We start from the raw sequence: 22,516 nt of genomic DNA on the forward strand, positions 1-22,516 counted from the left end.
GATAAAATGTGTCGATTACACAACATGAACTTATAAAGAAATTTTGAGGATTTACTTTGGTTCCAAGTTTCCGGAAACAATCAGTACTGATGAATTAACAGAATAAATTCAGGGTAATTTTTCTCATTCTCATAGTTTAATGTTTTTAAGTTAAGGTTCTAGTTTTTGTTCACAAAATGTATCATCATGATGACTTTTTTATGTTGTGAACTGCAAAAATATACTTTTCTTATGGAGTATCAAACAGTCAATGAGAATTTACACACCAAATGGTGTTTTTTAATTTGGTATTGGAAATAGATATAAATAAAAAAAGTACACTGTAAAAGTGTACTTTTCTTGGGTGAATGAGGGGTCTCGAACCCCCGACCTTCGGAACCACAATCCGACGCTCTAACCAACTGAGCTACAATCACCGTTTTGTGAGTGCAAATATAGGGAAGTTTTTTTTATTACCAAACAATTCCGTCAAAATTTTTCATCGCAATGAGCTTCTCAGACGTAAATCCCTCAGCATAAGTCACTCCCGATAAACGTCCCAAATCTTGAGCACGGTAGGTCAGGCTTTCAAAAAAGTCTTTTGTCGCAATCGGAGTAACAGGTTCATTGGATTTTGGATCATAAAACTGTGTTTTGAAGGCCATGCAGGCAGCGATCTTCCTATCCAAATGCTCAGAGATGTCTATCACAAACTCAGGTTTGATATCTTTCCACTGAATATAATGAAAAATCTGCTTTGGTCTCCACACCTCCTGATTTTCGCCATCCAAATGGGTTTCAATTTTTCTAAGTCCGGAAAGGAAGCACGCATCTGACACTAATTTCGCTCCTTTTGCATGGTCCGGATGTCTGTCATCAATTGCATTAGCCAAGACGATTTCAGGGCGGTATTTACGGATCATTTTTACGATCTCCATCTGATATTCTTCAGAGTTTACTAAGAAGCCATCTTTCATGCCAAGGTTTTCTCTTGCAGAAACTCCCAGGATCTTTGCAGATTCAGCGGCCTCCACTCTTCTGGTTTCATCGGTTCCTCTGGTTCCGAGCTCACCTCTGGTAAGATCTACAATAGCACATATTTTCCCTTCAGAAATCATTTTAGCGATTGTTCCGCCGCATCCCAGTTCTACATCGTCAGGATGAGCTCCAAAAGCAAGTATATCTGTTTTCATCTGTTCCTTTTATTTTTTTATTTTGTCAGATGGAACGCCCAATAATCTTTCTCACATTTTCGAATTTTTAACCCCGGCGTTTCATATGTTCAAATATAAGACTTAAAATAAAAACTTCCCAAACATTGAGAAGGGGAAGTTTTAATATCTATAATTTAAAATTTAAATTACTTATTGATTTCTGCATTTAATTTTACAGCATCCTGGTAAGTAGGATCAAGCTGTAAAGATTTAGCTACATAATCTTTAGCTTTTGCAGCATCAGAATCTTTGTTCATATAAGCTACCGCGAAGTAAGCATAGGCTAAAGTTTGCTTGTTAGCTTCAGCATCTGCAGGTTTTACCGTACTGATGAATTTTTCGTATGCTAATTTCGCAGCATCGTTATTTCCTGCCTGTTGGTAAGAATATCCCTGGCTGTAGTATGCTGGTGCCCAATCCGGAAGAAGCGCACTCATTTTCTGCCACGTAAGGATAGCTCCGTTCCAGTTTTTAACATCCTGGTAAGCGGTAGCTAACTTGAATAGAGAATCAGAATCCTCTTTATTAGCAGCCACTTTTTTCTTCAATGCTTCAATCTCAGGAGTAGTAGGTCCTTTTTCTGCTTCAGCCTGAGAAGCTCCACCTCCAGCGATATTAGCAAGCTCGATATCCCACTTCATGGTTTCATCTTTAGCAGCTTTTGCAATGGCAACTTTCTGCTGAGCTTCTGTTGTTAAAGCTGTTTTTTTAGCGGCGTCAGTTTCAGTTTTAGCCAATCCTGCTGCGATAAGTCCCTGAAGACCCTGATCAGCCGGCTGAATTCTTGTTTTCTCAGCCTGAGAAACGAAAGTATCCATATTTTGCTTTGCTTCTGCATAGTTTCCGTCAGCAAAAGACTGATACGCTCTTAATTTAAATTTGATAGGATCATCAATTTTATCAAAGATCTTGTCTAAAACAGTTTTAGAGTTTGCATAATCTTCGTTGGTGAAGTATAATTTAGCAATTTCTAACTGAGTATATGGATCCTCATCAGCATATTTTGTATAGTTAATAAGGTCTTGGGTCGCTTTTGCGTTTTGTTGGTATCTGATATCATAAGATGCCAGAGCTTTATAAGCAGGTGCATAGGTTGCATCTACTCCAATAGCTTTGTCAATGCTTTGTTTAGCTTGTTGCCATTGCTGAGCAGCCATCCATAATGTGGCCATTCTTGTATAAACAGATGCTTTATTTTTAGCTACAGGTAAAGCTTTGTCATAAGCAGACATCGCTTCACCCGGTGCTCTTTTAATTCTGTATGCATCTCCAAGAGTATAATAGTAATGAGCAGGAACTCCTTTCTTCTCTGCTTTTTCAACAGCCTTTGTCAGGAATTGAATCGCTGCATCAGGAGCATTGTTCTTTTCAAATAAAGTTAAAGCTTCAGCAGCTCTGAATAATACTTCAGCATCCTTCTCTCTGGAATCTGCTACAATTTTCTGAATTTCAGCAATTGCGCTTTTATCTCCTTTACCTAACTTCACGGTAGCCAAACCGATCTTGTTCAGGTAGCTTTTGTTATCAGCAGCTAAACCTTTGTTAAAACTTTCGATAGCTTTAGCATAATCAGGCTCGCCCTGCTTAAGGTAAGTATTTCCTAAATAGAAGTAATTTTCTGCTGTAGGTGCTTTGGTAACCATTTCCGTAAAATTGATTTTAGCCTGTGCGTATTTGTCACTGTCTATACTGTTAATACCATCCTGCAACGTCTGTGCAGAGGCTAAACCGGCAAAAAATACCACGGCTGCTCCAAAAGCAATTTTCTTTACATTCATAATCATTATATCTTTCATTTTATATTTTTCTATATTTGACTTATATGCTCCACAATTTTTAGACCAAATTAATATTTTTATAAGGGGTACCATGCTATTTTAATATTTTTTAACGCATCTGAACCTCTCTTTTGTATATATTATAGGGCTGCAGACCTTCTTTTTCTACGATCATCTGTCCAAGTTGTGTACATGAATATCTGATAAATCCGTTAGCAATATTAAAGTTCCCTTCATTGGTTAAAAAATAGAGAACTCTGGTAAACGGATAGGTCATTTGACGAAGGCTTTCATGATCTACACTGTATAATTTTCCATTATTTTCTACCGGCAGAACTTTCACCATTTCTCTGAGTTTCTCAGACGTTTTATCATAAGGACGACTGAAAGTATTCAGGCCTATAACACCGATTTTATCAGTATGCTTACCTAATTCTTCAATAATATTCTGGTTTCCCGGAATAATGGAGAATTTAAGGTCTTTTGGTTGTTTCTTCAGTTTTTGGGCAACAAAATTCAGGTTACTGGAATTGGTTCCGTCGAAGATAAAGTTCTTGGCATCTGATTCCAGTCCGCTTTTGATCTCATCCATAGAAATGCTTTGCTTTGGAGAATCTTTTGGAACAACAAAAACAACTGCATCTGCAGCGAATTTAGCAGGAAGAAACTTCAGGTCAACCTGTTCTTCATATGCTTTTTTCTCTTCAGGAGTAAGATCTCTGGACATGACCGCTATTCTTGCTTTATCATTCAGCAGATCAAGAAAACCTAAATCTTCTTTCTTTGTTTCGATTTTGATATGGGTTTCAGGATAATTGATCATATATCCGTCTGCCAATGCCTCGGTAACGCTTTTGAAGGATTCGTCGGTAAGTATGGTAAGGTCTCCTTTATGATAGGATGGAGATTTATCTTCTTTTTTGCAGCTTACAGCAGCGATGCTTATTACAGAAAGCAACGCGATTTTCAAACTATTTCTCATTTCCTGAATCTTTAATTCTTGAAACTGCTCTATAGATTCTAAATATTCCATAAAGAATAAGCACTGCGCCCATCGCATAAGCAATGGCAGGCTCTAAAATCGTGAAGAAAAATTTGTAGATAATAACTACAATTCCCAATACGATATAAAATAATCCGGTAACTAAGGATAACCAATTGAACATCATGTAACAAAAATACCAAAAAAAATAAAAAAGAGAAGCATATGCTTCTCTTTTTATTTATAATTCGAATAAATAAGTCTTATTCAAAGTTCATAGTAAATGGTACGCTATAGTAAGATCTAACACTCTCCCCGTTTCTTTTCGCAGGAGTCCATTTTTTAAGTTTCTTAACTACACGAATTGCTTCACTGTTGAAGTCGCCGTTTGGAGATTTCTCTTCAATAGTAACTCCGGAAACAGTTCCGTCTCTTTCTACAACGAACTTAAGTTTCGCCTTAAGGGTACCTTCACCTCCTTCCATAAGAGAAGTATCAAAATTTTCCCCAAGATATTTTCTTAATGCGGCCATACCTCCAGGATATTCTGCAGACTGGTCTACATCTTTGTAGATCTCGTTAGGGTTATTTGTTTTTACTTCCGCTGTACTGGCTTTGTTACCAGTAGATGGCGGTGGTGGCGGTGGTGTATAAGCCGGAGCTTTTACCCCTTCCTGATTATTTAAACCAGTCGTCGTTTCTAACTGCTTAGAAATTGGTGGCGGTGGTGTTTCAATCTTTGGAGCTTTTACAGGCTCCGGAACCACGTTTTGAATCACTTCAATTTTTTCCTCTTCTTTTGGAGGAGGTGGTGGAGGTGGTTCTTCTTCTTTCGGCTGGTCAATGATCGGGTCCTCTTCAATAATGTTTACCAAATCAGCCTTCACTTCTTGTTTAGGCGGTTCAGTAAGTCTCTTAATGGTAAGATAAATAAAAGGAGACAAAGCCGCAACCAGGAATAATGCCGTTCCAACAATAAAAGATTTTGTCAGAAGTCTTGGATACTGATGTCTAAGATCATAGGCACCATATTCCTTATTTCTATTTTCAAATACAATCTCATCTAAAGTAAGATTCTGACTGTATACATTTTCATCTGCCATAGATTTACAGTTTTATGGTTAAATTACTTAGTAGCTGGTGCAGCCGCAGCTCCATTATTCCCAACTTTCTTATCATAAATAGCTTTTTCCCAAGGCTTCACATCGGTTACCCCGTACTGCTCACTTTTGGTAATGGCCATTTCGTCAAGAATATCTACAAAGTTCTTATATACAGCGTCGTCAGTAGGCTTGATAATAACAGTAAATTTTGTTTGATCTGCTGCCCCTGCTTTTGCTTTCTCAATTATTTTTCTAATCCCTTCTCTATCGTAAGTAGTCTCATTAAGAGTCTGATCATTTAAAGATGTATTATCCTGCTGATGCCAGAAAATCTTATTGTCTTTACCTAATAATAAAGATATTGAGTTAGAAAGTTTAATTTCTGTTGGAGGTGGTTTCGGCTGATCCTCTTTTGGTTTTGCCGGAAGACCCAAATCCATTACATTCGGTTTACTAAATGTGGTTGTGAACATAAAGAAGGTAATCAATAGAAAACCCAGGTCCACCATTGGAGTCATATCTACTCTGGTATTCTGCTTCTTGGAACGTACCTTGCCGCCTTTGCCGCCTTTTTCCTGTACTTGTACTTCTGCCATTTCTAAATGATATTATTATGGTTTACCTTCTTGTGATGTAATCAACCAGAATTTAAGAAAATCAATATCTCTTAAACCTTCAAATAGGCTTTTAACTTTAGGATACTCAGTCGTAACGTCCCCCTTGATTGCTAATTTGTAATCAGGATTTACGCTCAAACTTTGTTTTACCCATTCCACTAACTGCTTATTTGTACTATCCATAGGAATCCCAGTAGGACTCTTAAAGCTTTTCTGCTCCTCATCTGACAAATCGAGATAGCCTTTCAGTTGGTTCATAGGAACCCCAATTGCTTGTACTTTCTGAAATGCAGCTTTTTCCTGGTTGGTAAAAGTCATATTATACTTTTGACCCATTTTTTCTAAAAGCTGTAATCTCTCTGATGCATTTTCTACCGGCTGGAAATAGAATTTTCCGTCCGGAGTAGCGTTGATAGTCATCAAACTTGCATCAGGAAGTAACTTCTCTGATATTGAAGATGGCGGTTTAATCTGCTCCACGTCAGGTTTTTTAAACTGAGTGGTCAATATAAAGAACGTAAGTAGTAGGAAGGCAACGTCACACATTGCCGTCATATCCGTCACTACTCCATGTCTTTTTGGTTTGACTCTCGCCATTGTTTTGAATTATTTTTAATTAAACTTCTTTTAATTGGAATGCAAATTCCTTGCTACAAATTCAATTCTTAGTTGAATTCAGCAAAAGATTGCTGGATGCTCATAGCGATCTCGTCGATCTTATAAGTTAATCCGTCAATTTTAGAGGTAAAGAAGTTATAAAGGATAATCGCGATAGCTGAAGTACCAATACCTAATGCCGTGTTGATCAAGGCTTCAGAGATACCTGTAGAAAGTGCAGCAGCATCCGGAGTACCACCACCTGAACCTAATGCGAAGAATGCTTTGATCATCCCGATTACAGTTCCTAAAAGTGCGATCAATGTAGCTACAGTACCTAAAGTAGAAAGAATCATCATGTTCTTTTCAAGCATTGGCATTTCAAGAGTAGTAGCCTCTTCAATAGCTTTGTTAAGAGCTACCATTTTTTGCTCTTTATTTAATGTAGTATCGTGAGAAAGTGCTTTGTAAGTAGTAAGACCTTCTTTTACTACGTTACCTACAGATCCTTGTTGTCTGTCACACTCTTCTAAAGCTTCATCAATTTTGTTTTGATTCAATAAGCTTCTTACCTGAACTACGAAGTTGTCTAAGTTACCTTTTCCAGCAGCCTTACCTAGTACGAAATATCTTTCAAAAGAGAAAACGATTACAGTAATCATGAAAGTAATCAAGATTGGTACGATAACCCCTCCTTTGTAGATAATACCTAAAAACGATTCCGGGTGAATGTCTTTTCCTTCAACACTAGAGAAAGCTACAGATCCACCACCTAGTTTTTCTGCGTCTTTAAAGTTCCCTGGGTTCCCAAGAACAAATAAATAAATACAAACTCCTATAACGAATAAAATAGGAATAATAACAGCCGGGTTTAAACCTCCTGCTTTTCTAGCAACTACTTGCTCATCATTTTTTGAAACATTCATTTCCATATTTAACTAAATTATATTGTTTTAAAATTTTACAAGGTGTAAATTAAAGGCAAAATTAATTAAAATGCAAGAGTCTTAAATAAACATTTTGCATTTTTCTGATAAAGAAATTTTAATACGATTTCGATATAATAATTATTTTTAATTATTTTATTTATTTTCCTCAATTTTAACATTTGAGTTAGAAATTTAAAAAAATAAGACCCTCATTTTTTTTAATTTGCCAATGTTAACTTTTTTTTAAATTACGATATTCACAATACGGTGATGCACTACGATGATTTTTTTGGGAGTTTTCCCTTCCAAAATAGGTTGCATTTTTTCATCAGCAATCACCAAATCCTCTACCTCCTTCGCTGATAACTGAGCTGAAAGTGAAATTTTGAACTTCATTTTACCATTTACGCTTACTGGATATTCTATTTCGTCTTCTACCAGATAATCTTCATTTAATACGGGAAATTTTTCAAATTCCACAGACTCCTTATTCCCCAGCAAACTCCAAAGCTCTTCACAGATATGCGGTGCATACGGAGAGATGATAACGGCTAAGGGTTCTAAAATATTGCGTTTGTTGCATTTTATTTTCTGAAGCTCGTTCACCGCGATCATAAATGAAGATACAGACGTATTGAAAGAGAAGTTCTCAATGTCATATACGACCTTCTTTATTAAGGTATGCAGAACTTTGTATTCTGCTTTTGACGGTTCTTCATCAGACACTTCAAAGGTATCTCCGTTGAAATACAGGTTCCAGAATTTCTTAAGGAAACCGTACACTCCGCTTAGTCCTTGTGTATTCCAAGGCTTGGACTGCTCCAATGGACCTAAGAACATTTCATATAATCTTAAACCGTCTGCTCCATATTCTTCACAGATATCGTCAGGATTTACAACGTTATATTTAGACTTGGACATTTTTTCTACTTCACGGTCTGTGATGTATTTTCCGTCCTCTAAAATAAATTCAGCCTCAGCATAGTCAGGTCTCCATGCTTTGAAAGCTTCCGTATCCAATTCATCAGAGGTTCCTTTTAATAAGGATACGTCAACGTGGATTTTCTGTGTCTTATAAGTACCAGCCAGATTTTTTGAAACATATTGATTCGTACCATCGATTCTGTATACAAATGCACTCATTCCCAAAATCATCCCCTGGTTGATCAGTTTTTGGAAAGGTTCATCATTATTAATGTATCCTCTGTCCTTTAAGAACATATTCCAGAAACGGGAATACAATAAGTGACCGGTTGCGTGCTCGCTTCCTCCAATGTATAAATCTACCTGTCCCCAATAATCTGACAATTCTTTATTAGCAAAAACCTCATCATTGGAAGGATCCATATATCTTAGGAAATACCATGAACTTCCCGCCCAACCCGGCATTGTAGATAATTCCAGAGGAAATACTGTTTTATCATCAATAAGGTCTACGGAAACCACTTTTTGATTGGCTTCATCCCACCCAAATACTTTTGCGTTTCCTAATGGCGGATCCCCATCTTCAGTCGGTAAATATTTTTCCACTTCGGGAAGTTCCAGCGGTAAAGCAGAAACCGGAAGGGTATAAGGCATTCCTTCCTTATAATATATAGGAACCGGTTCTCCCCAGTAACGCTGTCTTGAGAAAATCGCATCACGCTGTCTGTAGTTGGTCGTTCCGTGACCAATTCCTCTGTTCTCGATTTCAGAAATTATTTTTGATTTGGCATCATTATAATTCAAGCCATTTAAGAAATCAGAATTGACACAAACTGAATCTTTAGAGTCAAAAGATTTTTCCTGAACATCTTCATCGGTATCTACTACCTTTTTAATATCAAGGTTAAATTTCTTGGCAAATCTGTGATCACGTTCGTCATGTGCAGGAACGGCCATTACAGCACCTGTTCCATACCCCATCAATACATAATCTGAAATATATATCGGCATTTTCTCGCCACTGAAAGGATTGACAGCATAACTTCCCGTAAAAGCACCGCTCACGTTTTTCACGTCAGCCATTCTGTCTCTTTCCGTTTTCTTGGAAGTTTCTTCAATATAAGCATCTACTTCTGCTTTCTGTGCTTCTGTAGTAATGGTATCCACTAAAGGATTTTCAGGAGCCAGCACCATAAATGTTGCCCCGAAAATAGTATCAGGTCTTGTTGTAAATACTTCCACAATTTCGTCATGACCTTCTACCTGGAACTGCACCTGTGCTCCCTGGGATTTCCCGATCCAGTATTCCTGCGCATCTTTAAGAGGCTGCGGCCAGTCTAACGTATTCAATCCCTGTAGTAATCTTTCAGAGTAGGCTGAGATTCTCATGCTCCACTGCATCATTTTCTTTTGGAATACAGGGAATCCTCCTCTTTCGGATTTTCCGTCTTTCACCTCATCATTGGCCAATACGGTTCCCAAAGCCGGACACCAGTTGACGGTAGTCTCCGCTCTGAACGCCAGACGGTAATTTAAAAGAATATCTTCTTTATCAAGGTCTGAAGAATCTTTCCATTCTTCTGCTGTGAAATTTAATTCGTCGTTTTGGTTGGCATTTAATCCTTCTGTTCCTTTTTCTTCAAAATGCTGAATCAAAGTCTGGATAGGTTCTGCCTTATCGGTATTTTTATTATACCATGAGTGATACAGCTCGATAAAGATCCACTGCGTCCATTTATAATAGGATGCATCTGAAGTTCTCACTTCTCTGCTCCAGTCGAATGAAAAACCTATCTTTTTCAGCTGCTCTTCATATCTGTTGATATTTTCTTCAGTGGTGATCGCCGGATGCTGTCCTGTCTGGATCGCATACTGCTCAGCAGGAAGTCCGAAGCTGTCATAACCTACCGGGTGGAGGACATTGAACCCCTGATGTCTTTTATATCTCGCGTAAATATCTGACGCAATATACCCCAGCGGGTGTCCCACGTGAAGTCCTGCTCCGGATGGATACGGAAACATATCGAGAACATAAAATTTAGGTTTGTCCGTGTTATTGGAGGTTTTGTAGGTCTGGTTTTCCTCCCAGTACTTCTGCCACTTTTTTTCTATCTGCTGATGATCGTAAAACACTTTATTATAGATATTAGATGTTAGATATTAGATGTAGATTTTTTTAACTCCCATTCTAATTTTCACAAAAATAATGATTTTAAAAGAAATAAGAATTTTAATTTTAATTAATTCGGGAATACACTTCAACAAAAAAAATCCCATCCTGAGATGAGATTTATAATAAGGTATGAAATGTATATTATTGAGGAATTCTCTTGAACGTGTACGTTCTTGTTTTATATACAGTCGGATCCTGAGTCTCTTCTCTTACCGCAAGGTTTAGGGTCACATCATCGAGGGTCACCACTTTCGCATTGGATGGCTCTACCGTTCCCTGGTATTTGATTACTACAGTTTTTGCACTTTTATCATACGTATAGGTAAAGTTTCTGTCTGATTGAATGGCACACTGTGGAGTAACTCCAATAAAATCCCAGTCCGTTCTTTTCCCGGACACCTCAGTATTGAATCTCCATCTGGATTCTTTCTGACAGTCTGTATACGTAATAAGATCTGAAACAGGCTCTTCACCGGTTTCAACGGTAGTAACCACTTCTTTAAGCGGCTGCCACACCCCTACAAGAGGATATTCCATCTTATTATCGCCATCATCATTACATCCTGTAGCTACAAATAATGATAAACCTGCAAATAGTAATGCTAATTTCTTCATATATAAAATTTTCAAGGGCTAAAATTATAATTTTTTTGATTTATAACACCATTTTTTGTGAAAAATTATTTTGATAATCCATATTTCTGAAAATTTTAAAACATTAAGCCTCATAATAGGCGTTATTTAACAAATATTGAATCTCAGATACTCTGGAATTTTTATTAAAAAAACTATTTTTGCAGAAAGAAAAACAAAAATGCAAAGTATAACGAAAAATAATTTTGACTTTATCCGCGTTCTCCTCGCTTTCATTGTCTTTGTAGGACATTTGGGAGCTTTAAGTGACTCCACCCAACTCACTTTTTTAACACATAGTCCTGTAGAAGTTGCCGTTTTTGCATTTTTCATTGTCAGTGGGTTTCTTATTGCAAGGAGCTACGAAAGATCTTCAAGCCTGAAAAGCTATGTAAAGAAAAGAATCAACAGAATTGTTCCTGCTTATTTACTGGTGGTACTTCTCTGCACTGTCCTTTTGAGTCTTGTAAGTACGCTTTCTTTCTCCGATTATTTTGGAAATGTACAGGTTTATAAATATTTCTTCTGGAATTCTATCTTCATGAACTTCATGGCTCCTTCCCTTCCCGGAGTATTCGGAAATGAGGCGGTCAACGGGGCACTATGGACCCTGAAGATTGAAATGTGCTTCTATTTCGTGGTTCCACTGATCTTTCTCTTATTCGGAAAAAACAATAAATACAGAAATATCAGTCTGATCATTCTGTATTTCCTCTCTCTGGTGTTTCTTAATTATTTTGATTTGACCGGAAAAGCCTCTGTTTCAAGGCAATTGCCGGGTTCACTGTGCTATTTTATCGGGGGAATGCTGATTTATTTTCATTTTGATTTATTTATCAAATATAAAACTCCACTGTTCATCATTGCCATCATTACGGTTTGGATTGATCTGATTCTGCATATCAAATTATTCTCGCCTATCATGATCAGTATTATCGTACTGTACATCGCCTATTCACTGAAGTTCCTGAATAATTTCGGAAAATACGGAGATTTCACATACGGTATTTATATCTTCCACTTCCCTATTATCAGGGTATTTGCTACGCTTGGACTGTTTGCCAACTACAATCCTTTTTTTATGAGTTTTGTGTGTATGCTGGTGGTGATTGGAGTGGGAATTGCATCGTGGCATCTTTATGAGAAAAAATTTTTATAATTTTACCCTCATTAAATTCACAAATGAAAGACCTTGTTTCCATCATCACTCCCTGTTACAATTCTGCTGAATTCATCGAAGAAACGATACAGTCTGTTTTAAACCAAACCTATGAAAACTGGGAATGGCTGATTACAGATGATCTTTCCAAAGACAATACCGTAGACCTTATAAGAAAATACAATGATCCGAGGATAAAGTTGCAGGTTCTTGAGAAAAACGGTGGTGCAGGAAATGCAAGGAACAATAGCCTGGAAAGAGCCACAGGACGATATATCGCCTTTTTGGATTCCGATGATTTCTGGTATCCCGAATATCTGGAAACCATGACCGATTATATGCAGGAAAACAATGCAGAACTGGTTTACTGTAACTATTCAAGATGTAATGAGCAGCTGCAGCCTGTTTTAAAGGACTTTTTAGCAGATACAGTAGTCACTTTCTCCAATCTTCTGAAAACATGCAGACTGGCGCCGGTTTCTACAATGTACGATACCAAAAGAGTCGGGAAATTTTTATTTCCGGTAAAAAGCAAAAGGGAAGATCACGTAATGTGGCTGAACCTTTTAAAAGTAATTCCGGAAGGAATGCCCATCAATAAGACTCTGGCGAAATACAGAATGCGTGAGAACAGTGTTTCCCGAAAGAAAAAAAACATCATCAAAGATCAGTATCTGGTCTATAAAGACTTTATGGGGTTTTCTACTGTAAAATCTCTTTATTACACGGCTAATTGGGCAGTGAACGGATTTCTGAAATATTCTAAAATATTCAATTAATGGAGTACTCAAAAGAGTTTAAAGCAGCTTTGAGTGCTTTTTCAAATGTAGAAAAAGACCGTCTTATTTTCAGATTGCTGAAAAAGGATAAACTTTTGTCTAAAAAACTGTATTTCGAACTGATCGATCAGGAAACGACGGATGACAAGAGAAATGCTATGGAAGAAAATGTAGCAGAGCAGGTTCTTCTCGCATCAAAGTATGTGGGAAATGCAAAATATTTCCTGACTATCATCCGAAAACTGAGTGCAGAAATAACGGAACACATCAAAATAACAACGGATAAATTCGGGGAGGTTTCCCTGAATATTTTGCTGGTGAACAGAATTCTGGATTCTAACAGCGACTTCAGCAGACAGCGCTTTGACAATGTTTACAAGCTCTATATTTACATTATCAATAAAGTATTCAAAGCTTTGGTTTTAACGAAAAAACTGGATGAAGATTACTGGATGGAAATCGATGAACTTCTGAGAGACACTCACCAAAAAATTTCTGAGAATCATTATCTGCAGAAACTCTGTATCAATAATGGTTTAGACCTCAGCTGGCTTGAATCTGACCGTATTCCTGAGGATATAGAACAGATTATGAAGGACACGAAAAGTCAGGGGTTTTTGAGATAAAGATTTTAGATGCTAGATTTCAGATATCAGACATGAGACTTTTCTTAGATTAAAATGTCAATGGTGAGTTTTAGGTGGCAGATATTAGGCAGCAGGTTGTAGGGATTTTGCTGGAGGTTGAAATTTTGGTCTTTTGATTTTAGTCAAGAATCAAGATTTCAGATAAAGGACGATAATTCATTAGCTTAATGACTAGCAACCAGTAACTGACAACCAAAATTCATCCTCAAACTCTCCGAATCTCAAACCCGAGCTCCGCATCCCGAAACTCTAAAATACTCTGACCCTAAAACTCTCCTACTCTAAAACTTAAGATATTTTCTGAAGAATAAGTTGAGTCGCATCAGGCTTGCCATCAACGAACTTCCGGGCATTGTCTGACATTCCCTTTAGCTCTTCCTCATTATTGAAGAGAAACAAAACAAAATCTGCCGCCGCATATTCCTCGGCAAAAGATTTCCCGCCTTCTGCTGTGATCAGGTCATCTGCTTCAGGATTTTTCCTGTAATGATTTCCAAAGATCACAGGTACACCGAATGTTGCCGCTTCCAGGATATTGTGCAGCCCCGAATCATGAAAACCACCGCCTACAACAGCCACATCTGCATAGGAATATAATTTTGATAACAGACCGATGCTGTCGATGATTAAAACCGGATATTCAGAAACCGGAAGCTCAGCATTATTTATTGCGCTGTAGAGTAATGCATCAGGGAAAATATTTCTTAAATGTTCCACTCTTTTCAGATCATGAGGAGCAATGATTAATTTTAAATCTGCATTCATTTTAGAAATTGTGGCTGCAATTTTTTCCTCTGCCTGCCAGGAACTCCCGAAAACTATCGCCTGACGATCTCCCAGAAATTCTGAAATAAAATCCACATGATTCTCACGTATTCTCAGCTGTTTTACCCTGTCGAATCTCGTATCTCCCGTCACCGAAGAATTACTGAGACCTATACTTTTAGCCAATGCAAAAGAAAATTCTGTTTGGTGAAAAAACCAGTCTACATTTTTCTTGAGCTGCTTGACAAACCATTTCCCGTAGGAAGTAAAAAAAGCCTGTCTTTCATAGAACAAAGCGGAGATCACATAGATCTTAGCGCCATGCTGTTTCAGCTCAGCCAGAAGATGATACCAATAATCGTATTTAACAGTGAAAAATATTTCGGGATCAAATTGAGATATAAATTCTTTTATGGCACTTTTTTTATCGAAGGGAAGGTAGCAGATCACATCCGCGATATGTTTCTTTTTTACCACATTTTCATAGCCTGAAGGAGAAAAGAAGGACACAAGGATTTTATGGGCTGGAAATTTCTCTTTCAGTTTTTCCAAAACCGGCAGTCCCTGCTCGTATTCACCGAGACTGGCAGCATGCATCCAGATCACCTTATCTGATGGTGAAAATGCTGCTTTTACCTTATTTAAAGACTGTTTTCTTCCTTCAACTCCTTTTTTAGTTTTATCATTAAACAAAGAAAAAGCTTTCATTCCGAAAATGAGAAGACTGACAAATATGTTGTATAGGAAAGACATCTTAGTTATTTTTCAATTTCAATTCGGTCGTTATGGGTAGACGGGCTGGAAATGACAAGAAATTCCAGATCATCCTGAGATTCATTGGAAATATAGTGTTTTGATTGAGGCTGAACGGAAATACTTTCTCCCGCCTTGACAGAAAACTTTTCATCATTAATATCAAATACCGCTTCCCCTTTTAAAATATAAAAAACCTGTTCTGCCAGTTCGTGGAAATGCATTTTCTCAGATGTTCCGACGGGCATTTTTTCCTGTTTTACGGAAAGATTTAGGGAATCATTGAGAACCCAGCTGTCACAGCCGTTTCCCCAGATATAATGCGCTGAATGAGTTTTAGAATGTATCATTTGAATATCGCTACAAAAGTAAAAACCAACATCAAACTTCCGATCACTGATAAAATAGCTGTAGATAACGGAACTCTAGGTTTAACATTTTCATCAAAGGCATACCGGAACATATAATCCTGTCCATTCATAAAGATCAGCATCACCAATACAAACAGCCATCTTAGAAAAATTTCCATAATCAGGAACTGAGCATATTTATTCTTATCCGTAATATCGACTGGAAAATTGGCCGTTTCCGGATGTCTTAATGCATAGGCAAAAAAACAAAATAAAGCCGTCCCAATAACCGGAGTAAAAAAAGAATATATTTTGCTACCGAAGTTATCTGCTTTTCCGTCAAAATCGAAATGGACGGGAATTTTTTCAGGAAGAGTTTTGTAATGTTTAAGCGTAAACCACCAGAAAAAAACTACCAATCCGAAATTAAAAATATCAAAGGCTGTAAAAATAAGATTCTCCATTCCGACCGTATTTAAGGCTAGAGCATGTTTTTAATCACTCTCAGCTTATGCGTATGTTTATTCATTTCTTTGTTAAAGATCCCTGTGGAATCCAGAATATCTATCCTTACTTTTCCTGAGGCATGAATAATCCTTTGGTTATCCAGCATAATCCCTACGTGAATAATTTTCCCTTCAGGATTCTCAAAAAATGCTAAATCACCCGGCTGACTCTCTTCAACAAAAGTTAAAGGTACACCAACTTCTGCCTGCTGATAAGTGTCTCTCGGTAATTTTATATCATGAATTTTATAGACCAGCTGTGTAAAACCGGAACAGTCTACCGCAAAAAAACTTTTGCCGCCCCAAAGATAAGGTACATTAAGGAATTCCTTGGCTGCCAAAGCAATACTTTCACGGAGATCATGACTTCTTCTTGAAGCCACTACCGGAAATTCTACTTCAGACCCCATTGAAAGAAGGGTTTTCCCATCTTTCATCAGTACTGAAGAAAAATCCTCAGTCACCACGGTCACTTTTCTTTTGGCTAAATCCTCGTCTGTTACAGATCTCAGCTGCTTGGTATCCATCCATCCTTCATACCCGTCATAATGCATCTTTATTTTGGTCCAGTTTTTATTCACTTCCAAAATATCAGCACTTTCTCCAAACAATATTTCCGTAACAATTTCCGCTTTGTCAGAACCTTCTGCGCGGACCGGTGCTACTGTAACGTTACAAATTCCTTTATTCATAATTTTTTAGATGATAGATTTCAGACAACAGATTTCAGATTTACTGAAACTTGTCTGATATCTGTTGTCTTGTATCTTGTGTCTTATTTCCTTCTCAGAAAATTCACTCCATCACGCAAAGGTAAAATAAGATTTTCAAAATCGTCATCTTTTGCGATCAAATCATTCAGTTCTTTGATGATCCGGGTGGATCTCTGTTTTGGATTTTCTTCCAGTACTTTACCGTACCACAAAACATTATCAAACATCACTACAGAACCTGATTTTGTTCTGGGCTTGATCAATCTGAAATATTCTGCATAATTCTCTTTGTCGGCATCTATAAAGATAAGATCAAAAATCTGATCGGTTTCTTTTAAAAACTCTTTAGCGTCCTGAAGTTTAAAATCAATCTGTCCTGCAAATTCACTTTCTTCAAAATATTTTTTGGGAAGATAAGCCAGATCCTCATTAACGTCCAGCGTGGTTATTTTCCCGTCTTTGGCCAGCCCTGCTGTCAGACAAAGAGTAGCATATCCTGTAAAAGTTCCTATTTCCAATACATTTTTAGGCTGAATCATTTGAGAAATAATTGTTAGAAGCCTTCCCTGCTGATACCCTGATATCATATGCGGTTGCGTGGTTTTCTGGTAGGTCTCTCTTCTCAGTTTTCTCAGAATTTCAGGCTCTGAGGAAGCATGTGTTTCCAGATACCGGTCCATTTCAGGATTCTTTTCTTCAAAAAAGCTCATAAAATTTTAATTTAAACAAATTTAATCATTTTAAAATTCACTATTTCTATTCAGCATTTCATAAGAAAGGAGAGAAATTAATTTCCCTCCTTTTTTTTCAAATATACTTGCTTCTCTATTACAAGGCTATACAATACTCACCTGGTGTACCGCATACCCAACCCGGGCAACAGTCTCTGGTTACACGGCAAATGATCTGTGGATTACAATTTCTCACAGCACCCTGAACATTTTTCATTTGTCCTCTTGAAAGTTTTTTTAGATTTTTCATATTTTTTAGTTTAGTATTAATTTCCTACTCTTTAAGATTTTCGGACACCTCTATTATTTCTCTTTATGGAGATTTAAATATAAACATTCTTTTAAAATAAATAATAGAATTAATAAAAACTAGTTTTCATTTATCACATTAACAAAAGATACCAAATCCATATTATTTGAATGAAAATGCGCATTAACGGCTGTTTTTCCCATGCAAAGGAAAATACCGATTAGCTGACAAATTCATGACTCCGGGAAAACCACGGTACAAAATACCGGGAAAATACGGATATGTTTGTGTTCAACATAGTTATACATTTGCAGAGAACAAGGGGTAAAAACACTAAGAAAAAAAGGAAATGAATGCAGGGGGAAAACTAAATAACACTGAGAATCAGAAGACCGCAGGGCCACTAGGCAAGGCGGATTCTTCGTCTAAAAAAACTAAGACGCAAATATCCAATTCATTTTTTCAACGAATTATTTCACTATTGAAAAAAGAAGAATTAATTTGATTAAAAAAATAAATCCCGAATGGCTTCGGGATTTATTTTTTTGGGTATGTTGGGTTTCAATTACTTTTTAGGAGTAATATCCATTAATTTCATAAACTCATCCAGCTTAGGCATGATGATGATTTCCGTTCTTCTGTTTTCCGCTCTTCCGGAAACACTCATATTCGTTGCTTTAGGATTGTATTCAGAACGTCCACCCGCTGTGATTCTTGAAGGATCTACACCGAACTGTGTCTGAAGAACCTTCGCAATCGCTGTACCTCTCAATGCAGAAAGATCCCAGTTATCTCTCGGTAGGTTAGGAGAGCTCAAAGGTGCATTATCTGTGTTCCCTTCAATCAGGACAGAATATTTATCATAATCATTGATCACTTTAGCTACTTTGCCCAATACTTCCTGAGCTGTAGGCTGAATATTATAATCTCCAGTCTTATAAAGCATTTTATCAGAAAGTGAGATCATTACCACTCCCTTCAATACTTTCACCTGTACATCATCATCCGCTACATTATCAAGAGATCTTTTAAGCTTGTTAGACAATGCCATATTCAGACTGTCGTTTTTCGCATTGTTTGAGATCAGCTGTTTGATGTAAGAGTTGGAAGCATTGATTTCTCCCACCAGCTTATCAATATTAGCTGAGCTTTTGCCCGTATTTGAAAGACATGCATCCAAAGATGATTTTAAAGCATCATGCTGGCTCTTTAAAAGATTATTTTCCCCTGACAATGCAGAATTCTGAGACTTTAAATCCTGAATTTCTCTTTGTCTTTCGCCAATATTTTCAATACACTGCTTGTAGTTTGAACTTAAAGCATCGTATTGTTTTTGGGAGACACATGAGGTTAATCCCAACGCCATTGCAGAAACTGCTAAAATTTTAAAAATCTTCATACGTATCATTTTTAGACGAATCAAAGTTAGGAAAATTCAATTGAACTATATGCATTATCTTTGTAGGAACGAAATTCTCAACAAACGTTTTGGAAAAAATCAGTTTTAAAAATCAGCTTGAAAACCTTGTCCGGAACCCGGAAAATCACCACTATCTTCTGGCTGTGAGCGGAGGTGCCGATTCTATGGTTCTGGCCTCTCTTTTTCAGGGTTTAGGGCTTGTTTACCAAATTGCCCATGTCAATTATAAACTCCGTGGTGAGGATTCGGAGAGGGATCAGAAAACGGTTCAGGATTTTTGTGAGAAAAATCATATTCAGTTTCATCTGTATGAAGTTTCGGAAAAAGATAAAAAACCGGAAAATTCCATTCAGCTTTGGGCCCGGGATCTCCGTTATCGTTTTTTCAGGGAAATTCAGGATCAGGAAGAACTGGAGTTTCTGGTGACCGCCCATCATCTGAACGACCAGCTTGAAACTTTTATCATCAATCTTTCGAAAGCTTCAGGAATCGACGGACTGAGTGGAATTCCAGCAGACAGCAATCATACGCTCCGTCCGCTCCTTAATTTTTCAAAAAAAGAAATCTATGAATATGCCGAGGAAAACGGGATTGATTTCCGGGAAGATCTCTCCAATAAAAAAAGTGATTATTTAAGGAACAAAATCAGAAACGAGATCGTTCCCAGGCTTTTAGAAACCAATGATCATTTTCTGGAAAACTTCAAAAGAAGTTCTGATTACTTAAATCAAACCAAAAATTTTGTTCAAAAGCAGATTGAAGCGATAGAAAATAGCATTTCGACCTTTAACTTAAAAGAAAAAATTATATCAAAAGAAAAGCTTAATAGCGAAAGTGATTTTGTAAAGTTTGAGATTCTAAAAAAATACGGCTTTAAAAAGGAAGAAGAGATTAAAAAAATCTTCTCAGCTCAGAGTGGAAGCACTTTTTTTTCTAACGATTATGTATTGATTATCAACAGAAATGAATTAATTTTATCCGGAAAATCTGATCAGAAAGAGAACAAAGAAGAAATTATCCTGATGGAAAATCCGGGTATTTCCGAAAGCCGGAGCGATATCAATATTGAAAGTAAGATTGAAAACATTGAAGGAATCAATAATAGTTTTGAATGGGATTTTGATGCCGAAAAACTTCAATTCCCACTGTGTTTGAGAAAACAGCAGGACGGTGATGAGTTTTATCCTGTCGGTTTTTCAGGAAAAAAGAAAGTTTCTAAATTTTTTAGGGACGAAAAATTATCTATTTTAGCGAGGCAAAAAATCTGGATCCTGTGCGACGGCAACAATTCCGTACTCGGAATCATACCATTAAGACAGGACAGACGATATGCAATGGACGGGGAAACGAAAAGTATTCTCAAAATTTTTAATGAAAAGAAAAAATGAAATTTAGAAACTGGTTTTTAGTAGTGCTGCTCTTTTTAGCCGCAGGAATTAATGCACAGATCAAGAATCCTGTAAAATTCAAGTTCACCATCAACGATTTGGGGAACAACCAATATGAAGCTGTACTGAATGCTACGATGGAAAGCGGCTGGCATATTTATTCCAAAGACCTTCCTGAAGATACGGGAATCCCTACTGAATATAAAGTTTCGGGGAAAAATATTGAACTGATCGGAAAGTTTACGGAAGTCGGCAAAAAGCATGAGGAATTTTCAGAAGCTTTTGGCGGAAAGATTATTTTCTATTCCAATTCAGCGGGTTTCAAACAGAAATTCAAATTAAAAGATCCCACAAAACCGGGCGATGTGACTTCTGAAATTACCTATCAGACGTGTGATGACCGAGTATGTTTGGCGCCCAACACTTTAGAATTCAATCAAAAAGTAACCCCGAAAGGAGCTACTGAAGAACCTGTAGAGGAAAAAACCGAAGCCACAAAAGATTCAGCGAAAACGATAGAAACTGTGACTACAGCTCCTGCGAAAGGGGAAGTAACCGTCACCCAAACTTCACAATTGGATCCGAAGCAGCTAAAAATAGCGACCATTGATTTCCAGAAACCTTTAACGGATTGTGGAACTGCCTCTACTAAAGTTGACGAAAACTATTGGACTTATTTATTCTTAGGATTTGCAGGAGGTTTAATTGCCTTACTGACACCATGTGTTTTCCCGATGATTCCGCTTACAGTTTCTTTCTTTACAAAAGGAAGCAGCAACAAAGCCAAAGGAAAAAGAGACGCTGTGATCTATGGATTTTTCATTCTTTTGATCTTCGTCTTATTAAGTGTTCCTTTCCACCTGATCGATGGGATCGCAGGAAATATTTTCAATGAAATTTCTACAAGTGTCTGGCTGAATATCGCCTTCTTTATCATATTCATCTTCTTTGCAGGAAGCTTCTTCGGATACTATGATATCACGCTACCAAGCTCTATTGCGAACAAATCTTCAAAAGCTGAAGAGGCTGGCGGACTAATTGGTATTTTCTTTATGGCTTTAACGCTGGTTATCGTTTCTTTCTCATGTACCGGTCCTATTCTGGGTGGTTTATTAGGAAGTGCGGTAACAGGATCTTCCAATGTTCCGATGCTTCTTACCTTTGCTTTGGCAGGGTTTGGACTGGCATGGGCTATCGTTTTCGGATTGCTGGCTTTATTCCCGCAAGCTTTAAAGAGTCTTCCAAAATCGGGAGGATGGATGAATACGGTGAAGGTGGTTCTTGGATTTGTAGAACTGGCTTTAGCTTTAAAATTCTTATCTAAAGCGGATCTGGTATCTAAAACATTCCTTTTAAAAAGAGAACTTTTCATTGCTATATGGATCGTTATTGCACTTGGACTGGCTTTATATTTATTCGGAATTATAAGATTCCCGCATGATGATAAAAAACCTAAAATTTCTATCACAAGAAAGATATTGGGAGCATTGGGAATCGGTTTTGTGATTTATCTGATCCAGGGATTAATTCCTGCTGAACGTCCAAAACTTCAAATGCTAAGTGGTATTTTACCTCCGCTAAACGTAAGCTATTTCCATGATGAAAAAGACGGTATCCTGGGAATGCACCCTGAACATGATTTCTTTAAAGCCATTGAACTTGCTAAAAAGGAAAACAAACCAATCCTCATCGACTTTACCGGCTACGGCTGTGAAAACTGTAGGAAGATGGAAGAATTCGTATGGAGCGAACCGGATATCTTACCGATCCTTCAGAATGATGTGGTACTCGCCTCTTTATATGTAGACGACAAGGAAGAACTTCCAGAAGATCAGAAAACCAAAATCGATCTTGGTGACGGACAGATCAAAAAGGTAAAAACAATTGGTGACCGATGGAGCTTATTCCAGCAGGTGAATTTCAACAACAATTCCCAGCCGCATTACGTTCTGATCACACCGGACGGAAAAGTGATCAACACTCCGGTTTCCGGATATATGCCGAAAGAAGATTTTAAAAAATTCTTAGAGTGCGGAGTTAATTATTATAAAACAGCAAAGTAAGATTACTTTACCTATCATAAAGCCTTATCAATTTATTTTGGTAAGGCTTTTTTCTTACACTTA

General features: G+C 37.3%; 22 protein-coding genes and 1 tRNA gene. 5 read left to right on the forward strand and 18 right to left on the reverse strand.

Annotated features, from left to right (window positions below; all coding sequences use genetic code 11):
- Window positions 1-341: 341 nt before the first annotated feature.
- The 11 genes from LC419_RS06710 to LC419_RS06760 form a co-directional block, all read right to left on the reverse strand.
- Window positions 342-417, reverse strand: a tRNA-His gene (locus LC419_RS06710).
- Between the two features lie 35 nt (window positions 418-452).
- The gene (gene bshB1 / locus LC419_RS06715) at window positions 453-1,172 is read right to left on the reverse strand and encodes a bacillithiol biosynthesis deacetylase BshB1 (RefSeq protein ID WP_223606622.1); all 720 of its coding nucleotides are present in this window, start codon (window positions 1,170-1,172) and stop codon (window positions 453-455) included.
- A 167-nt stretch (window positions 1,173-1,339) separates the two neighbouring features.
- Window positions 1,340-2,989, reverse strand: coding sequence for a tetratricopeptide repeat protein (locus LC419_RS06720; RefSeq protein ID WP_223606623.1), 1,650 nt, complete (start codon window positions 2,987-2,989; stop codon window positions 1,340-1,342).
- Between the two features lie 91 nt (window positions 2,990-3,080).
- On the reverse strand, window positions 3,081-3,953 hold the full coding sequence (locus LC419_RS06725; RefSeq protein ID WP_223606624.1) for a PstS family phosphate ABC transporter substrate-binding protein: 873 nt from the start codon (window positions 3,951-3,953) through the stop codon (window positions 3,081-3,083).
- Window positions 3,943-4,140, reverse strand: a complete 198-nt coding sequence (locus LC419_RS06730; protein ID WP_081987447.1) for a DUF308 domain-containing protein — start codon at window positions 4,138-4,140, stop codon at window positions 3,943-3,945. The genes LC419_RS06725 and LC419_RS06730 overlap by 11 nt, the downstream gene beginning before the upstream one ends.
- A 76-nt stretch (window positions 4,141-4,216) precedes the next feature.
- The gene (locus LC419_RS06735) at window positions 4,217-5,056 is read right to left on the reverse strand and encodes an energy transducer TonB (protein ID WP_223606625.1); all 840 of its coding nucleotides are present in this window, start codon (window positions 5,054-5,056) and stop codon (window positions 4,217-4,219) included.
- Window positions 5,057-5,079: 23 nt separating this feature from the next.
- A complete protein-coding gene (locus LC419_RS06740; protein ID WP_223606626.1) occupies window positions 5,080-5,652 on the reverse strand; it encodes a biopolymer transporter ExbD in 573 nt (190 codons plus the stop codon).
- A gap of 15 nt (window positions 5,653-5,667) precedes the next feature.
- Complete coding sequence (locus LC419_RS06745; protein WP_034701908.1) at window positions 5,668-6,270, reverse strand: biopolymer transporter ExbD; 603 nt, start codon at window positions 6,268-6,270, stop codon at window positions 5,668-5,670.
- Window positions 6,271-6,338: 68 nt separating this feature from the next.
- A complete protein-coding gene (locus LC419_RS06750) occupies window positions 6,339-7,202 on the reverse strand; it encodes a MotA/TolQ/ExbB proton channel family protein (protein WP_034723277.1) in 864 nt (287 codons plus the stop codon).
- Between the two features lie 240 nt (window positions 7,203-7,442).
- Window positions 7,443-10,256, reverse strand: a complete 2,814-nt coding sequence (gene leuS, locus LC419_RS06755) for a leucine--tRNA ligase (protein WP_223606627.1) — start codon at window positions 10,254-10,256, stop codon at window positions 7,443-7,445.
- 181 nt (window positions 10,257-10,437) lie between these two features.
- Window positions 10,438-10,911 carry a lipocalin family protein gene (locus tag LC419_RS06760; RefSeq protein ID WP_223606628.1) on the reverse strand — a complete coding sequence of 158 codons (474 nt, stop codon included), beginning with the start codon at window positions 10,909-10,911 and terminating at the stop codon, window positions 10,438-10,440.
- A 199-nt stretch (window positions 10,912-11,110) separates the two neighbouring features.
- Here LC419_RS06760 and LC419_RS06765 point away from each other — a divergent pair, with 199 nt between their 5' ends.
- From LC419_RS06765 to LC419_RS06775, 3 genes are read left to right on the forward strand one after another with little or no spacing between them, the layout of a single operon-like run.
- On the forward strand, window positions 11,111-12,088 hold the full coding sequence (locus LC419_RS06765; protein WP_223606629.1) for an acyltransferase: 978 nt from the start codon (window positions 11,111-11,113) through the stop codon (window positions 12,086-12,088).
- A 23-nt stretch (window positions 12,089-12,111) separates the two neighbouring features.
- Entirely contained in the window at window positions 12,112-12,867 is a 756-nt protein-coding gene (locus LC419_RS06770) for a glycosyltransferase (RefSeq protein ID WP_223606630.1), read from the forward strand.
- Window positions 12,867-13,493 (forward strand): deoxyuridine 5'-triphosphate nucleotidohydrolase, encoded by a 627-nt coding sequence (locus LC419_RS06775; protein WP_223606631.1) that lies wholly within the window; start codon window positions 12,867-12,869, stop codon window positions 13,491-13,493. Before LC419_RS06770 ends, LC419_RS06775 begins: the two co-directional genes overlap by 1 nt.
- Window positions 13,494-13,802: 309 nt before the next feature.
- On the opposite strand, the gene LC419_RS06780 is transcribed toward LC419_RS06775, so the two are convergent.
- From LC419_RS06780 to LC419_RS06810, 7 genes are all read right to left on the reverse strand, one after another.
- Window positions 13,803-15,032 (reverse strand): 3-deoxy-D-manno-octulosonic acid transferase, encoded by a 1,230-nt coding sequence (locus LC419_RS06780; RefSeq protein WP_223606632.1) that lies wholly within the window; start codon window positions 15,030-15,032, stop codon window positions 13,803-13,805.
- A gap of 5 nt (window positions 15,033-15,037) precedes the next feature.
- Window positions 15,038-15,382: a cupin domain-containing protein gene (locus LC419_RS06785; RefSeq protein ID WP_223606633.1), complete on the reverse strand. Its 345-nt coding sequence runs from the start codon at window positions 15,380-15,382 to the stop codon at window positions 15,038-15,040.
- Entirely contained in the window at window positions 15,379-15,846 is a 468-nt protein-coding gene (locus tag LC419_RS06790; RefSeq protein ID WP_223606634.1) for a DUF1648 domain-containing protein, read from the reverse strand. The genes LC419_RS06785 and LC419_RS06790 overlap by 4 nt, the downstream gene beginning before the upstream one ends.
- Window positions 15,847-15,863: 17 nt before the next feature.
- A complete protein-coding gene (locus LC419_RS06795; RefSeq protein WP_034723263.1) occupies window positions 15,864-16,580 on the reverse strand; it encodes a C40 family peptidase in 717 nt (238 codons plus the stop codon).
- Between the two features lie 83 nt (window positions 16,581-16,663).
- On the reverse strand, window positions 16,664-17,311 hold the full coding sequence (locus LC419_RS06800; RefSeq protein WP_223606635.1) for an O-methyltransferase: 648 nt from the start codon (window positions 17,309-17,311) through the stop codon (window positions 16,664-16,666).
- A gap of 118 nt (window positions 17,312-17,429) precedes the next feature.
- Window positions 17,430-17,582 (reverse strand): hypothetical protein, encoded by a 153-nt coding sequence (locus tag LC419_RS06805; protein ID WP_223606636.1) that lies wholly within the window; start codon window positions 17,580-17,582, stop codon window positions 17,430-17,432.
- Window positions 17,583-18,147: 565 nt separating this feature from the next.
- Window positions 18,148-18,981 (reverse strand): OmpA family protein, encoded by an 834-nt coding sequence (locus LC419_RS06810; RefSeq protein WP_223606637.1) that lies wholly within the window; start codon window positions 18,979-18,981, stop codon window positions 18,148-18,150.
- A gap of 89 nt (window positions 18,982-19,070) precedes the next feature.
- On the opposite strand from LC419_RS06810, the gene tilS reads away from it, so the two are divergent.
- On the forward strand, window positions 19,071-20,390 hold the full coding sequence (gene tilS, locus LC419_RS06815; protein WP_223606638.1) for a tRNA lysidine(34) synthetase TilS: 1,320 nt from the start codon (window positions 19,071-19,073) through the stop codon (window positions 20,388-20,390).
- The gene (locus LC419_RS06820; protein ID WP_223606639.1) at window positions 20,387-22,453 is read left to right on the forward strand and encodes a protein-disulfide reductase DsbD; all 2,067 of its coding nucleotides are present in this window, start codon (window positions 20,387-20,389) and stop codon (window positions 22,451-22,453) included. The genes tilS and LC419_RS06820 overlap by 4 nt, the downstream gene beginning before the upstream one ends.
- The last annotated feature ends 63 nt before the right edge of the window (window positions 22,454-22,516 follow it).

Origin of the sequence: Chryseobacterium sp. OSA05B (assembly GCF_019970065.1) — a bacterium.
In the GTDB taxonomy this organism is placed as follows: domain Bacteria; phylum Bacteroidota; class Bacteroidia; order Flavobacteriales; family Weeksellaceae; genus Chryseobacterium.

What these genes read in the sequence shown, in the direction of transcription:
- bshB1 (WP_223606622.1), bottom strand. Translation starts at nt 1,172, where the DNA reads ATGAAAACAGATATACTTGCTTTTGGAGCTCATCCTGACGATGTAGAA.
- LC419_RS06720 (WP_223606623.1), bottom strand. Translation starts at nt 2,989, where the DNA reads ATGAAAGATATAATGATTATGAATGTAAAGAAAATTGCTTTTGGAGCA.
- LC419_RS06725 (WP_223606624.1), bottom strand. Translation starts at nt 3,953, where the DNA reads ATGAGAAATAGTTTGAAAATCGCGTTGCTTTCTGTAATAAGCATCGCT.
- LC419_RS06730 (WP_081987447.1), bottom strand. Translation starts at nt 4,140, where the DNA reads ATGATGTTCAATTGGTTATCCTTAGTTACCGGATTATTTTATATCGTA.
- LC419_RS06735 (WP_223606625.1), bottom strand. Translation starts at nt 5,056, where the DNA reads ATGGCAGATGAAAATGTATACAGTCAGAATCTTACTTTAGATGAGATT.
- LC419_RS06740 (WP_223606626.1), bottom strand. Translation starts at nt 5,652, where the DNA reads ATGGCAGAAGTACAAGTACAGGAAAAAGGCGGCAAAGGCGGCAAGGTA.
- LC419_RS06745 (WP_034701908.1), bottom strand. Translation starts at nt 6,270, where the DNA reads ATGGCGAGAGTCAAACCAAAAAGACATGGAGTAGTGACGGATATGACG.
- LC419_RS06750 (WP_034723277.1), bottom strand. Translation starts at nt 7,202, where the DNA reads ATGGAAATGAATGTTTCAAAAAATGATGAGCAAGTAGTTGCTAGAAAA.
- LC419_RS06760 (WP_223606628.1), bottom strand. Translation starts at nt 10,911, where the DNA reads ATGAAGAAATTAGCATTACTATTTGCAGGTTTATCATTATTTGTAGCT.
- LC419_RS06765 (WP_223606629.1), top strand. Translation starts at nt 11,111, where the DNA reads ATGCAAAGTATAACGAAAAATAATTTTGACTTTATCCGCGTTCTCCTC.
- LC419_RS06770 (WP_223606630.1), top strand. Translation starts at nt 12,112, where the DNA reads ATGAAAGACCTTGTTTCCATCATCACTCCCTGTTACAATTCTGCTGAA.
- LC419_RS06775 (WP_223606631.1), top strand. Translation starts at nt 12,867, where the DNA reads ATGGAGTACTCAAAAGAGTTTAAAGCAGCTTTGAGTGCTTTTTCAAAT.
- LC419_RS06780 (WP_223606632.1), bottom strand. Translation starts at nt 15,032, where the DNA reads ATGTCTTTCCTATACAACATATTTGTCAGTCTTCTCATTTTCGGAATG.
- LC419_RS06785 (WP_223606633.1), bottom strand. Translation starts at nt 15,382, where the DNA reads ATGATACATTCTAAAACTCATTCAGCGCATTATATCTGGGGAAACGGC.
- LC419_RS06790 (WP_223606634.1), bottom strand. Translation starts at nt 15,846, where the DNA reads ATGGAGAATCTTATTTTTACAGCCTTTGATATTTTTAATTTCGGATTG.
- LC419_RS06795 (WP_034723263.1), bottom strand. Translation starts at nt 16,580, where the DNA reads ATGAATAAAGGAATTTGTAACGTTACAGTAGCACCGGTCCGCGCAGAA.
- LC419_RS06800 (WP_223606635.1), bottom strand. Translation starts at nt 17,311, where the DNA reads ATGAGCTTTTTTGAAGAAAAGAATCCTGAAATGGACCGGTATCTGGAA.
- LC419_RS06805 (WP_223606636.1), bottom strand. Translation starts at nt 17,582, where the DNA reads ATGAAAAATCTAAAAAAACTTTCAAGAGGACAAATGAAAAATGTTCAG.
- LC419_RS06810 (WP_223606637.1), bottom strand. Translation starts at nt 18,981, where the DNA reads ATGAAGATTTTTAAAATTTTAGCAGTTTCTGCAATGGCGTTGGGATTA.
- LC419_RS06820 (WP_223606639.1), top strand. Translation starts at nt 20,387, where the DNA reads ATGAAATTTAGAAACTGGTTTTTAGTAGTGCTGCTCTTTTTAGCCGCA.